Origin of the sequence: Streptomyces zinciresistens K42 (assembly GCF_000225525.1) — a bacterium.
In the GTDB taxonomy this organism is placed as follows: Bacteria; Actinomycetota; Actinomycetes; order Streptomycetales; family Streptomycetaceae; genus Streptomyces; species Streptomyces zinciresistens.
In genome coordinates this window covers 98,628-111,495 of record NZ_AGBF01000002.1, presented here as the reverse complement: position 1 = coordinate 111,495, position 12,868 = coordinate 98,628, and the positions used below count along the sequence as shown (strand labels likewise).

Here is a 12,868-nt window from a genome sequence, read left to right as displayed (position 1 = left end):
GACGGAGAGTCAGTCCCGCCTTCACCATCCAGGCACCCATTCACTGTGGAATCCCTGTGATTCCCAAGGAATTCGGAGCCCCCCACATGAAGCTCCCCGCCTCCTGGCGCGCGTCGGCGGCCGCCGTGATAGCCACCGTCACGCTCCTGTCCAGCGGATCGACGGCCGGCGCGGCGCCCGGATCGCCGGCCCTGGCCGCCGCGCCCGACATCCCCGTGGCCAATGTGAAGGCCCACCTCTCCCAGCTCCAGTCCATCGCCAGTGCCAACGGCGGCAACCGCGGCCACGGCCGTACCGGTTACCGGGCCTCCCTCGACTACGTGAAGGCCAAGCTGGACGCGGCCGGTTACACCACGGCCGTCCAGCAGTTCACGGCGTCCGGCCGCACCGGGTACAACCTCATCGCCGACTGGCCGGGCGGCGACCCCAACAAGGTCGTCATGGCCGGCAGCCACCTCGACGGCATCTCCTCCGGTCCCGGCATCAACGACAACGGCTCCGGCTCGTCGGCGGTCCTGGAGACCGCGCTCGCCGTGGCGCGGTCCGGTTACCAGCCCACCAAGCACCTGCGGTTCGCGTGGTGGGGCGCGGAGGAACTGGGCCTGCTCGGCTCGCGCGCCTACGTGAACGGCCTCTCCTCCGCCAACCGCGCGAAGATCAGCGGCTATCTCAACTTCGACATGATCGGCTCCCCCAACCCGGGCTACTTCGTGTACGACGACGACCCGGCGATCGAGAAGACCTTCAAGGACTACTACGCCGGTCTCGGCGTCGCGACCGAGATCGAGACCGAGGGCGACGGCCGCTCCGACCACGCGCCGTTCAAGAGCGCGGGCGTGCCGGTGGGCGGGCTGTTCACCGGGGCGAGCCGGACCAAGACCGCGGCGCAGGCGGCCAAGTGGGGCGGTACGGCGGGGCAGTCCTTCGACCGCTGCTACCACTCCTCCTGCGACACGGCGTCCAACATCAACGACACGGCGCTCGACCGCAACAGCGACGCGGTCGCGTACGCGGTCTGGACGCTGTCGCAGTAGCGCGCGCCCCGTCCACCGGCCGCCGACCGCCGACCGCCGACCGCCGACCGCCGACCGGCCCCCGTCCAGCGACCGACTGGAGGTCGTCAGCCGGTGATGCCGGGTGATGCCGGGTGATGCCGGGTGGTGCCGGGTGGTGCCGGGTGGTGCCGGCCGGTGGTCAGCCCGTGGTGCCGGCCGGTGGTCAGCCCGTGGTGCCGGCCGGTGGTCAGCCCGTGGTGCCGGCCGGTGGTCAGCCCGTGGTGCCGGCCGGTGGTCAGCCCGTGGTGCCGGCCGGTGGTCAGCCCGTGGTGCCGGCCGGTGGTCAGCCCGTGGTGCCGGCCGGTGGTCAGCCCGTGGTGCCGGCGGGCGGTGCGTCCGTCGCGGCGGCGCGGGCGGTGAGGCGGTCCATGCGGGCGCGGGCCGACTCCAGTTCCTCGGGGTCCCGGGCGGCCGGGCCGCCCCCGGCCACCAGTTCGTCCCAGAGCGCGAGCAGCTCCCGGCCCAGGTCCAGCCCCTGGGCCGGGTTGCGCACGGCACGCCAGGCCGTGGCCGCGCCGTGCAGCCCGCTGTAGGCCGCCTCCGCGTCCGCGGCCCGGTGGTAGGCCCACGCCGCCGCCAGGCACAGCGCGAAGGCCCGCTCCGGTTCGCCTCCCAAGTAGGCGATGTACGCGGCGAGTTCCCGCATCCGCAGCACCTCGGGGTGCTCCGGGCCCAGTACGGCGGACGCCTGCGCCACGGTCTGCCGGACGAGCGGCGCCGCCTCCTCCGTGCGCCCCGCCCGCACGGCCTCGTGGATCCGCTCCAGCGGGCCCGCGAAGGGCGAGGTGCCGGGTACGGCGCCCTCGGGCGGGTCGCCCAGGACGGCTTCGGCGACGGCGTCGAACCCCCGGGGCGGGTCGGGCTCGGAGTCGGGGCCCGGAGAGGCGGGCCGGTCGGCCGGAAGGGCACCCGCGGCCCCGCCCATCGACGGCGGCGGCCCGAACACCCCGAGCGGCGGCGCGACCGTGCCCGGCACCCGCGCCGGCCCGCCACCCGTGGGGATCGGGCGCAGCCGGAAGGTGGGTGGGCCGTCCAGCGCGTCGCCGGCGTCCTGACCGGCACCGCCGCGCGGCAGCGGCCGCAGCACCTGCGTGACGGCGTCCCGGTACGGCTCCGGGCCGGCGTCCGCCCGCTCCTCGGACGCACCGGGGCCGGCGGCCGGCCAGACGGCGTCACCGGGCTCCTGGGACTCCCCGGCCTCGCCGGACGCGGTGGACGCGGTGGACGGCGCCGAAGGCCAGACGGGTTCACCAGGACCGGAGGACGGGCGAGCGGACTCGGCGGCGGACGGCCATACGGTGCCGCCGGGCGCGGCGGACGGCGGCGCGGGCGGCGCGGTACCGGCCGCTGCCGGGGAGGCGGGGCGCGGGGCGGGCGCGTGATCCGCCGACCCCTGCGCGGGGCGCGCGGGTTCAGCGAGGCCGACGGGTCCGGCGGGTCCGGTGGGTCCGGTGGGTTCAGCGAGGCCGACGGGGCCAGCGGGTCTGGTGGGTCCGGCGGGTCCGGCGGGTCCGGTGGTGGGCGGGGGCGCCGGGGCGGTGCGTACGGGCTCGGCGGTGTAGCTGCTGGAGCCGTCCTGCTCCACCCGCAGCGGCACGACGTAGCCGATGCGCTCGTCGTGGACCAGGGCGAGGACCGGACGGCCGCCGGCGACGGCGATGCGCTGGAGGTGCGTCAGGACGGCGTGGTGGACCTCCTCCCCCGGGCCCACGGTGACGGGCACGCCGCCGATCGAGGCGTGGCCCGCGCCGCCCGCGGGGACGCGTACGTCGATCGGTGCCGCCTCGGAGACCCCGGCGGCCGCGGCACGCTTCTGTTCCCGCTTCATGGCGCGGCTCAGTCGAGACATGGTTCCCTCACTCACGTGCGTCGGGCACTTCGCCGACGCGCGGTCGGGCTCCATGGTGCTCCCTTCCGCCGCCGGGTTCCGCTTCCCCCGCCGTCACGTCCCGGTCGTACGGGTCGGACACGTCGTCCACGTACCGTCGAGTCTCTCCGGCCGCGCGCGGCGCGGGCGTCACCGTGGCGTCACAGACTCGTTCCAGGAGCTTGTGCCGCGTCCGGGCACCGTCATGCGTGACCACGGGTCTTCTGGCGTGACCGGGAGGGAGTGCGGGCATGGGCACCGACATGCAGCTACAGCGGGGCCCCTCGGAGCCGGGCCCGGAGATCTGGGTGCGGGGCCCGGTCGCGCCGGTCGGGCAACCACCGCCCGCCGCCGCCTCCTTCGCCCCCCGGCGCTTCTCGTGGGTCGGTGTGCACGGCGGAGCCGGTGCCTCCACCCTCGCCGCGGTCTACGGCGGCCGGGACTGCGGTGCCGCCTGGCCGGGTCCTGCCGCACCGCGCTCGGTGCTCCTCGTCGCCCGTACGCACGCCTCGGGGCTGGCGGCGGCCCTCGGCGCCCTGGAGGTCTTCCGGCTCGGGCGGGCGCCGCACGGGCTGGACCTCGACGCCGTGGTCCTGGTCGCGGACGCGCCGGGACGGCTGCCGCGACCGCTCGCCGAGCGGGTGAGGGTGATCGAGTCGGTCATCGACGTGTACCGGGTGCCGTGGGTGCCCGCGTGGCGGCTGGGCGAACTCGACGGGCCACCGCCCGGTCAGGCGCGGGCGCTGGCACGGCTGACGGGGCGTGTGCGCTGAGCGGCCGGGGCGGGGTGCGGCCCGCGCACCTGCCCACCGCCCCGCCCGCCTCGCTCACGGCCGTACGGATCGCCTCCGCGGTGCGGTCCGGGGCGGTGCGCGCGGTCGACGTCGTCGCGCGGACGCTCGAACGGATCGAGCGGCTGGACCCGGCCCTGTCCGCCTTCGCCGAGGTGTGGGGCGAGGAGGCGCTGCGCCGGGCCGGCGAGGTGGACGCGCGGATCGGCGCGGGCGAGCGCCCGCCGCTGGCCGGGGTGCCGCTCGGGGTGAAGGGGCGGCACGGACTGCGCTCGGCGGGCCCGCTGCTCGCGGCGGGATGCGTCCCGGTCGGGGCGACCTCCGTCCCGGGGCCGGGAACTCCCTGGCAGACCTGGGGACTCGGGCGGTTCGGCCCCACGGCCAACCCGTGGCGTGCGGACCGCACCCCGGGCGGCTCCTCGGCCGGTTCGGCGGCGGCCGTGGCGGCGGGGCTGGTGCCGCTGGCGACCGGGAGCGACGGCGCCGGGTCGGTACGGATCCCCGCGGCCTGGTGCGGGGTCGTCGGACTGAAGGCGGGCAACGGGCGGCTGCCGTCGCCGGACCGTACGGGCCTGGCGGCGCCGGGTCTGCTCGCGCGGTGCGCGCGGGACGCCGCGGTGTCCTGGGCGGTGCTGTCGGGGGACGCGCCGGCCGATGGCGCGGCGCACCGCCGCGGCGGTGGCGCGCTCCCCGCCGTCTGGTCGTCCGACCTCGGCTTCGACTCCCCCGACCCGGCCGTCGTCGCCGTCGCGCACACGGCGGCCGTGCGCCTCGCCGAGACCGGTGTGCTGCGCCTGGTCCGGCCCCGGACGCCGCTGCGCCTCGACGACCCGGCCCCCGCCTGGCTCGCGCTGCGGAGTCCGGACGCGGGTCCCTTCCCCGGCGCCGGGCGCGTCCGGGAGGCCAACGACCGCCGTCTGGCGGCCCTCTTCGGCCAGGCGCGGTTGCTGCTGACGCCGACCGCCCCCGTCCCCCCGCACGGCCACGAGGGTCCCGGGGAGCGCTATTCCACCGCCCTCACCTGGGCGTTCAACCTGAGCGGCCATCCGGCGATCAGCGTCCCCGCGGGGCCCGGCCCGGACGGATGCCCGGTCGGCCTCCAACTCGTCGCGGCGCACGGCGAGGAGTCCCTGCTGCTCGCGGTGGCGCAGGCGGCGCAAGGGGCGGTCCGGTGACCGGTCAGGCCGTGACGTCCCTCGTCGTGAACCTCGCCCAGGCCGCGGAGCCGAACACGGCCGCGTAGACGGCCTGGATACCGAGGTTCCTCAGCAGGTCGTCCCAGTACACCGGGTCGCGCATGAGGTCGGCGAAGGACAGCCAGTAGTGGGAGAAGAAGTACGGCTGGATCGCCTGGAGCTGGGGGATCTGGTCGAGGATCTGCACGGTGATCAGCAGGCCGACGGTCGTCGCCATGGCCGCGATGCCGCTGTTGGTCAGCGTCGAGACGAACAGCCCGAGGGCCGCCACCCCGATCAGGGAGGCGGCGACGACCAGGGCGATCAGCAGCGCTCTGAGGAGCCCTTCGCCGAAGCCGATGCGGGTGCCGGAGATGGTGGTCAGCTCACCCAGCGGGAACAGCAGCGCTCCCGTGGTCAGCGCGGAGACCGCGACCACGAGGGTCGCCACCAGGCAGAAGGCCGTCGTGGTCGCGTACTTGGTGAGGAGCAGGCGGGTACGGCCCGCGGGCGCGACCAGGAGGTAGCGCAGGGTGCCCGCGCTCGCCTCGCCCGCGATCGCGTCCCCCGCGACGACGCCGATCGCCATCGGCAGGAAGAACGGCAGGGTCGCGGCCAGGGCCGTGAAGACCAGGAACAGCCCGTTGTTGGTGATCTGCGAGATGAACGCCGGTCCGTCGCCGTGCCCGCCGCCGCCCGCGGGCCCGTCGCCGGTCTCGATCCGCACGGCGATCCCGACCAGGACCGGCACGGCGGCGAGCACACCGAGCAGCGCGAGGGTGCGCCAGCGCCGGAACGTCGTCAGCAGTTCGCTGCGGAAGAGGCCGAGGGTCCACAGCGGTCCGGGCCCGCGGGGCGGCCCGGCGACCGTGCCGACGGGTCCGGACGCCCGCGGCCCCGCATCAGCTCCCGCCTCGGCCGCCGGTCGCGCGCCGGCTTCCCCGTGTCCCGCTCCGGGCCGTACGCCGGGTTCAGCCCGCGACATCGAATCCCTCCCCCGTGAGCGCCACGAACGCGTCCTCCAGGGAGGCCCGTTCGACCGCGAAGCCCCGGACGCGGACACCCGCCCGTACCAGGGCCGCGCTGACCTCGGCGAGGTCGCGGTCCGGCGGCTCGGCGTCCACCCGGTCGCCGTCGGCGACGGCGATGTCGCCGGCGCCCTGCTCCTTCAGCACCCGGGCCGCGTCGGCGGTGTCCGGCGTGGTCACGACCAGCCGGCCGCGGGTCCCGGCAGCCAGTTCGGCCACCGGGCCCTGGGTGAGCAGCCTGCCCCGCGCCATCACGGCCACATGGGTGCAGACCTGCTCGATCTCGTCGAGGAGGTGGGAGGAGAGGAAGACGGTCGTGCCGTCCGACGCCAACTCCCTGATCAGCGAACGGATCTCGCGCATGCCCTGCGGGTCGAGGCCGTTGGTCGGCTCGTCCAGCACGAGCAGGGCGCGCGGCTGGAGCAGCGCGGCCGCCAGCCCCAGCCGCTGTTTCATGCCGAGCGAGTACGCCTTGGCCTTCCTGCCCGCGGCGGCGGCCAGGCCCACCCGCTCCAGCGCGTCGGCGACCCGGGTGCGCCGGGTGCGCGGGTCGGCGGTCGGGTCGGCCGCGTCGTAGCGCAGGAGGTTGTCGCGCCCGGTGAGGAAGCCGTACAGGGCGGGCCCCTCGATGAGCGCGCCGACCCGCGGCAGCACGGCGCGCGCGCCCCGGGGCACGGGGTGCCCGAGGACGCGCGCGCTGCCGGAGGTGGGCTCGATGAGCCCCATCAGCATGCGGATGGTGGTGGTCTTGCCGGAGCCGTTGGGCCCGAGGAAGCCGAAGACGCTGCCCGCCGGGACGGTCAGGTCGAGGCCGTCCACGGCGAGCTGCCCGCCGCGGTAGCGCTTGGTGAGCGCGCGGGTGACGATCACCGCGCCTGCCTCCGCGGCGGGCCGTTCCTCCATGGGCTCCTCGGACTTCTCGGGTTCCTCGGGTTCCTCGGGTTCTTCGGGTTCTTCGGGTTCTTCCACTCGTGGTGCGCCTGCGGCGACCGTGGATCGCGCGTGCTACTTCGCCGAGTCGGCGGCCTTCACGAGGGTGGCCTTGTCGACCGCGCCGACGTAGACCTTGCCGTCGTCCGTGACCAGGGCGTTGATCAGACGGGTCTTGAAGACCGTCCCCGAGCCGAACTTGCCGGTGGCCTTGTCGCCGAGGGAGTCCAGGAAGCCGCCCAGCTGGCCGCCGCCGGCCTCGGCGCCGGACGGCACGCCCTCGCCGCCGGTGTCCAGGACCGCCACGGAGTTCCAGCCCTTGCCGATGACCTCGGGGCCGGCCGCGAGACCCTTGCCCTCGGCCGCCGCGCCGCCGCGCTCCTTCTCGAACTTCTCGCGGAGGGCGTCCCCGGACCCAGGGCCGCCGGACTTGGGGCTGCCGGACTTGGGGCCCCCGGACGGGGGACCGCCGGGCTTCTCGGCCGCCGCCCCGTCCTGGTCGCCGTCCTCGGTGATCTTGGCGCCCTTGGGCGGGGTGAAGGCGAAGGTGGAGGCGTCCGGCTTGGCGAAGCTGACCTTGGTGAAGCCGGCGTCGACCACGGCCGCGCCGCCGGAGGTCGGGGTCAGGGTGAACTTCAGCGGCATGCCCGTCTCGGCGTCCACGGCCACGGTGATCGCGCCGACCGTGGTCCCGGACTGCTTCGGCTTGATGAGCAGCCGGTAGGCGTCGCGGCCCGCGACCTGCGCGGTGCCGTCGACGGTGACGGACGTGGTGTCGTCGACCGCCTTCAGGGCCTGGTCGGTGAACTCCTTCGGCGTCGCCGGGGCCTTCTCGGCCCCGCCCTTGGCGCCCGGCCCCTCGTCGGTGGTGCCGCGGTAGACCTCGTTGGTCTTGCTGTCGTAGCCCCAGATGTCCTTGCCGTTGTGGATGAGGCTGTACTCCGACGCGTCCTGAAGCAGGGAGAGCTTCTGCTTCTCCTCGCCGTCGACGGCGACGCGCAGGGTGTTGGTGCCGGACGCCAGCTGGGTGAGCTTGGCCGTGGGGTCGGCGGACGAGCCGTCACCCGCGCCGGAGCCCGAGCCCATGGCGCCGGAGGCGAAGCCGGACGCCAGCCCGCCCAGGTCGGGCAGCCCCAGATCCGTCGTGATCTTGAACGTGCCGGACAGCTGCTGTACGTCCGACTTCGCGATCTTCTCGATGAGCTGCTGCGCGGTGATCTCCGGCAGATCGGGGTCGCCGGAGTCGGCGATCGCCGGGACCAGCCCGATGGTCGCCGCCGCGACGCCCACCACCGCGGCCGGGACCACGTACCGCGCGGCCTTGCGACGCCCCGCACGCAGGTCGTCGCCCTCCCCGGCGGTCGTCCTGTCGTCGGATTCGTACGGTGCCATGTGTGCCTTACCTCCGTCGTCGGCGGCGGCCGTCCGTCTCGGTTCCTCGTCCGCGGGTCTGGCCCCGCGCACTCGTCCACCCCTGAGCCGCCATTCTCACCCGAATCGGTGAGGAGTGGTGATGTCGTGTTATCCATCTGACCAAATACGCCAGGAAGATTCGTCAGCCTGCGGAGGCAACTCCACGTACGCCTGCGGTATGACACACGGCGGTTGTGCGCGCCCCGACCCGTAGGGGTCCGGGTCAGGAGGCCGCCGTGCGGGCCGGGGGAGGCACGAACTCGGCGCGGGCCTCGCGGTGTTGGAACGCGGTGTTGGGACGCGCGGTGTTGGGACGCGGTGGGGGACGCGGTGTTGGGAACGCGATGGGGGGCCGTACAGCCGGTACGGCCGACGCGACCGGTACGGCTGTCGCGGCGCGCGGCCGAAGTCGCCCCGGCCCGGTGCGCCTCCCGGCCACGCCATCCGGCCCGGTGCGCCGACCCGCCACGCCACCCGGCGCCCAGTGTCACCGGGGCCGCCCGGCCCGGTGGACCACCGGGTTCGCGGGCCGGCCCGAGGATCACCCCGCCCGGTGGACCACCGCGTCGCACAGCTCCATGAGGGCGGCCTTGGCGTCCACGTCCCGCAGCGGCGCCAGCGCGGCCCGCGCCTCCTCGGCGTAGCGCACGGTGTCCCGGCGGGCCTGCTCCAGCGCGGGGTGCGCCCGCAGCGCGGCCAGCGCCTCGGCGTGCCGGGCGTCGTCGCTCAGGTCGGAGTCCAGCAGCTCGCACAGCGCGATGTCCTCGGCGAGTCCGAGCCGCGCGGCCCGCTCCCGCAGCCGCAGCACCGGCAGGGTCGGGATGCCCTCCCGCAGATCGGTCCCCGGGGTCTTGCCGGACTCGTGCGAGTCGCTCGCGATGTCCAGTACGTCGTCCGCGAGCTGGAAGGCGACGCCCAGGCGTTCGCCGTACTGGGTCAGGACGTCCACCACGGTCTCGTCGGCACCCGACATCATCGCCCCGAACCGGCAGGACACGGCCACCAGGGAGCTGGTCTTGCCGCTGAGCACGTCGAGGTAGTGCTCCACCGGGTCCCGGCCGTCCTGCGGTCCGGCGGTCTCCAGGATCTGCCCGGTGACCAGCCGCTCGAACGCCTCGGCCTGCACCCGTACCGCCTCGGGCCCGAGGTCGGCCAGGATGTGGGAGGCGCGGGCGAAGAGGAAGTCACCGGTCAGGACGGCGACGGAGTTCCCCCAGCGGGTGTTCGCGCTGTCGACGCCCCGGCGGACCGCGGCCTCGTCCATCACGTCGTCGTGGTACAGCGTCGCCAGATGGGTCAGCTCCACCACCACCGCCGACGGGACGATGCCCGGCGCGTACGGGTCCCCGAACTGGGCGGCGAGCATCACGAGCAGCGGCCGGAACCGCTTGCCACCCGCCCTGACCAGGTGCTGGGCGGCCTCGGTGATGAAGGGGACCTCGCTTTTGGTGGCTTCGAGCAGTCCCTCCTCGACAGCCGTCAATCCGGCCTGGACATCGGCTTCCAGAGCCTGGTCCCGCACGCTCAGCCCGAACGGCCCGACGACGGTCACGAGGGGTCTCCTGTCTGCTGGTGTCTGCTGGCGGTTACGCGGTTTGTCGATAGGTCGCTGCCCTCAATCAAGTCAGCGTATCCGGTCACGTTTCGATCACCGATGCCGCCCACCCGTCCACCACGGGCGGTATCGGATCACTGCCGGTATGTTTTCGATCACCTGATAAGGATGTATATCGATCCACTTATCAGGAAGTAGCGCCCTATCTCCAGAAAAACCCTCAGATTCGAATTCCCATTCGTTCCCTTTTCACCTGCATCACCCCCTCCGTCGAACCGGGCATGGCCCCCCCTGCCGCCCCACACGACCCCCTCACCCCCCCCTCACCCCCCCTCGGCCCGCGGGCTCGCGCCCGCCGACGCGCGCCCCGGAATCATGCGCGGGCACCCTTCCCACCCCCCCGGCTCCCCGCCCCGGGCGGGGGCCGCGAATCCGCACCCAGGTCCGCCCCGGCCGTCCGGCGCCGCGCCCCGCCGACCGCACCCCTGGCGCCCCCGCACACACCCCTCCGCATGCCCTCCTTCGGCCGAGCGAGTCCACCGACGCACCCTCAACTCCCCGCCACCCACGGCCCGCACGCCGCACCGGTCACCACCCCCACCGCCCCCACCCGCGCGCCACCGCGGGCGATCACCAGCACAACGACGCGCGCCGCGCGGAGGGTTCCGGCACTCGCCGCCTCCACCCTCCCCCTGGAGACGAAGGGTGCGCATCACTCCCAAACGACCAAATCGGACCCCATGGTCCGGCGATTAAGGGTGAGTTGGATTCATTGCCCGATTTGCGGTACTTACGCTCCCTCGTGAGTTGGGTCACGCGGACCCCTTCACACCCTCAGTGCACAGCGGGCGCGGCGCACCCCCGTCACCCCGCCCCCCGTACGCGAGTTGAACGTTGGCAACCGCAAAGGATCAAGCACCCCAAAACCCTCGGACCATGGTCAACTAGCACGTCAGGTGACTTCAGCACTTGTTCCGGGCATGTGCTCTCGCATACGTTCCCGCTCAGTCGAGCGGACGCCTAATCCTGCCGCCGCTCGCGTCATCCACCTACGCAACTCACACGCACGGCAGGAGCGGGGGAACCAGGTAAGTCGCCGGACCGGACGCCTTGATGGCGCCCCGGGCCGGCTAGGGGTGAAGTCGTGCCGTCTCCCTGACGGCGCGGCCGGGCATCTCCCGCCCGAACCCGACAGCTCACCTCGCAGGCGCCGGAGAGGAACAGCGCCATGCCCCGAGGCAAGCACCGCCGCACCAGCTTCAGCCCGCTCACCCGACGAGTCATCGCCGCCGGAACCGGTACCGCCGCCCTCGCGCTCCCGCTGCTGGGCGCGGCCACCGCGACCGCGGCGGAGCCGGCCAAGGCCCCCGCGGTGGCCAAGGTCAAGTCCGTCACGTACACGACGAAGAAGGGCGACACGCTCTACGGCATCGCCGACCGCTACGACGCCCAGGGCGGCTGGCGGCAGCTCTACAAGGACAACCGCAAGGCCGTCGGCGACGACCCGCGCCTGATCCGCACGGGCCTGGACCTGACGGTCCGGACGGCCGGGGCGGGCCAGCCGGCCAAGACGGCCGACCCCGCGGTCGCCCCCGCGAAGAAGTCCGCGGTCGCCCAGGCGACCCAGGCGTCCGCCAGGACGTACGCCAACAACCTCGACGGCTGGATCCGCGAGGCGCTGGACATCATGCGGCAGAAGGGGATTCCGGGGTCGTACGACGGCCTCTACCGCAACATCATGCGGGAGTCGTCCGGCAACCCGGCCGCCATCAACAACTGGGACTCCAACGCCGTGGCGGGCACCCCCTCCAAGGGCCTGCTCCAGGTCATCGACCCGACCTTCGCGACGTACCACGTGGCCGGGACGGCGTACGACCCGTTCGACCCGGTCGCGAACATCACGGCCGCGGCCAACTACGCGGCCGCGCGCTACGGCTCGATCGACAACGTGAACGGCCCCTACTAGGCCGCACTCCCCCGGACCGGGCGGGTCGCCCCCCGGTCGGTCCGGACGGGGGAGGCCCGTCCGGACGGCCGGTGCCTACGGGGGGCGCCTACGGGTTGAGCGCCCCCTCGGCCGGAACGCCGAGCAGGCTGTCCGCCAGCAGTTGTTCGAGGACGACGGCGATGCCGTCGTCCTCGTTCGAGAGGGTGATCGCGTCGGCGACCGCCTTGAGTTCGGGGTGGGCGTTGGCCATGGCCACACCGCGGGCGGCCCAGTCGAACATCGGGATGTCGTTGGGCATGTCGCCGAAGGCGATCGTCTCGTGCGCGCCGAGTCCGAGATGCTCGGCGGCGAGCGCGAGACCGGTCGCCTTGGTGATGCCGCACGGCTGGAGTTCGACGGTGCCGGGTCCCGACATGGTGACGGTCGCCAGGGAGCCGACCACCGCGCGCGCCGTCGCCGCCAACTCGTCGTCGGACAGCGTGGGATGGCGCAGCAGCACCTTGCTGATCGGCTCGCACCAGAGGTCGTCGCGGCGGCCGACGCGGAAGGCGGGCAGGGTGGGGTGCGGCATCAGATAGCCCGGCTCGATGAGCGTCAGCCCGTCGACGCCGTCCTGGTCGACGGCCGCGTACACCTCCCCGACCTCCGCCTCGATCTTGCCCAGCGCGGTCTCCGCCAGTTCCCGGTCCAGGGTGATGGACCACAGCAGACGGTCCGCGCCGGCGTCGTACACCTGCGCGCCCTGTCCGCAGACCGCGAGCCCCGTGCTGCCCATGGCGTCGAGCAGCGGCCGCACTCTGGGCGCCGGCCTTCCGGTCACGACGAGGTGCCGGGCGCCGGCGTCCGCCGCTCGGGCGAGCGCGTGGAGTGACCGGTCGGAGAGTGTGTCGTCGCCTCGGAGCAGCGTCCCGTCCAGGTCAGTGGCGATCAGTGAATATGCAAGGGGTGGGGCCATGATCAGAGAATACGGACAGGACGCCCCCTCGACTCGATGTGAACCGGACGGCTGCCGGGTTCACATGTGTTGACAGCTGTTCCGGTTCCAGTTGTGTCGTTCCGCGCACAACTGCCGTCCGTCTTTGCCTGTTTCACCGAAGTCGCTCCCC

Annotated in this window: 10 protein-coding genes and 1 riboswitch; of the genes, 4 read left to right on the top strand and 6 right to left on the bottom strand. The window is 74.0% G+C overall.

Annotation, left to right across the window (positions count from 1 at the left end; translation table 11 throughout):
• Positions 1–86: 86 nt before the first annotated feature.
• Entirely contained in the window at positions 87–1,034 is a 948-nt protein-coding gene (locus SZN_RS01875) for a M28 family metallopeptidase (protein ID WP_007490969.1), read from the top strand.
• A gap of 328 nt (positions 1,035–1,362) precedes the next feature.
• On the opposite strand, the gene SZN_RS41845 is transcribed toward SZN_RS01875, so the two are convergent.
• The gene (locus tag SZN_RS41845; protein ID WP_043727551.1) at positions 1,363–2,904 is read right to left on the bottom strand and encodes a hypothetical protein; all 1,542 of its coding nucleotides are present in this window, start codon (positions 2,902–2,904) and stop codon (positions 1,363–1,365) included.
• A 269-nt stretch (positions 2,905–3,173) separates the two neighbouring features.
• Between SZN_RS41845 and SZN_RS42215 the strand changes: the two genes are divergently transcribed.
• Together SZN_RS42215 and SZN_RS01860 are read left to right on the top strand one after the other, a co-directional pair.
• Positions 3,174–3,695: a DUF6668 family protein gene (locus SZN_RS42215; protein WP_007490966.1), complete on the top strand. Its 522-nt coding sequence runs from the start codon at positions 3,174–3,176 to the stop codon at positions 3,693–3,695.
• A 14-nt stretch (positions 3,696–3,709) separates the two neighbouring features.
• The gene (locus tag SZN_RS01860; RefSeq protein ID WP_007490964.1) at positions 3,710–4,888 is read left to right on the top strand and encodes an amidase; all 1,179 of its coding nucleotides are present in this window, start codon (positions 3,710–3,712) and stop codon (positions 4,886–4,888) included.
• Between the two features lie 4 nt (positions 4,889–4,892).
• On the opposite strand, the gene SZN_RS01855 is transcribed toward SZN_RS01860, so the two are convergent.
• The 4 genes from SZN_RS01855 to SZN_RS01840 all read right to left on the bottom strand — a co-directional run bounded on the left by SZN_RS01855 (position 4,893) and on the right by SZN_RS01840 (position 9,811).
• Complete coding sequence (locus tag SZN_RS01855; protein ID WP_007490962.1) at positions 4,893–5,873, bottom strand: ABC transporter permease; 981 nt, start codon at positions 5,871–5,873, stop codon at positions 4,893–4,895.
• Complete coding sequence (locus SZN_RS01850) at positions 5,860–6,819, bottom strand: ABC transporter ATP-binding protein (RefSeq protein WP_043727543.1); 960 nt, start codon at positions 6,817–6,819, stop codon at positions 5,860–5,862. Before SZN_RS01850 ends, SZN_RS01855 begins: the two co-directional genes overlap by 14 nt.
• A gap of 102 nt (positions 6,820–6,921) precedes the next feature.
• Entirely contained in the window at positions 6,922–8,238 is a 1,317-nt protein-coding gene (locus SZN_RS01845; protein ID WP_007490959.1) for a LolA family protein, read from the bottom strand.
• Positions 8,239–8,800: 562 nt separating this feature from the next.
• The gene (locus SZN_RS01840; protein WP_007490957.1) at positions 8,801–9,811 is read right to left on the bottom strand and encodes a polyprenyl synthetase family protein; all 1,011 of its coding nucleotides are present in this window, start codon (positions 9,809–9,811) and stop codon (positions 8,801–8,803) included.
• Positions 9,812–10,850: 1,039 nt separating this feature from the next.
• Positions 10,851–11,037: riboswitch (cyclic di-AMP (ydaO/yuaA leader) on the top strand.
• Between the two features lie 5 nt (positions 11,038–11,042).
• Between SZN_RS01840 and SZN_RS01835 the strand changes: the two genes are divergently transcribed.
• Positions 11,043–11,780 (top strand): LysM peptidoglycan-binding domain-containing protein, encoded by a 738-nt coding sequence (locus SZN_RS01835; RefSeq protein ID WP_007490955.1) that lies wholly within the window; start codon positions 11,043–11,045, stop codon positions 11,778–11,780.
• Positions 11,781–11,868: 88 nt separating this feature from the next.
• Here the strand turns inward: SZN_RS01835 and SZN_RS01830 are convergent, their stop codons facing one another.
• The gene (locus tag SZN_RS01830) at positions 11,869–12,717 is read right to left on the bottom strand and encodes a Cof-type HAD-IIB family hydrolase (RefSeq protein ID WP_050814983.1); all 849 of its coding nucleotides are present in this window, start codon (positions 12,715–12,717) and stop codon (positions 11,869–11,871) included.
• Between the last annotated feature and the right edge of the window lie 151 nt (positions 12,718–12,868).

Bases quoted from the DNA above. Each gene is read 5' to 3' on its own strand.
- SZN_RS01875 (WP_007490969.1), top strand. From the start codon at position 87: ATGAAGCTCCCCGCCTCCTGGCGCGCGTCGGCGGCCGCCGTGATAGCC.
- SZN_RS41845 (WP_043727551.1), bottom strand. From the start codon at position 2,904: ATGTCTCGACTGAGCCGCGCCATGAAGCGGGAACAGAAGCGTGCCGCG.
- SZN_RS42215 (WP_007490966.1), top strand. From the start codon at position 3,174: ATGGGCACCGACATGCAGCTACAGCGGGGCCCCTCGGAGCCGGGCCCG.
- SZN_RS01855 (WP_007490962.1), bottom strand. From the start codon at position 5,873: ATGTCGCGGGCTGAACCCGGCGTACGGCCCGGAGCGGGACACGGGGAA.
- SZN_RS01850 (WP_043727543.1), bottom strand. From the start codon at position 6,819: ATGGAGGAACGGCCCGCCGCGGAGGCAGGCGCGGTGATCGTCACCCGC.
- SZN_RS01845 (WP_007490959.1), bottom strand. From the start codon at position 8,238: ATGGCACCGTACGAATCCGACGACAGGACGACCGCCGGGGAGGGCGAC.
- SZN_RS01835 (WP_007490955.1), top strand. From the start codon at position 11,043: ATGCCCCGAGGCAAGCACCGCCGCACCAGCTTCAGCCCGCTCACCCGA.
- SZN_RS01830 (WP_050814983.1), bottom strand. From the start codon at position 12,717: ATGGCCCCACCCCTTGCATATTCACTGATCGCCACTGACCTGGACGGG.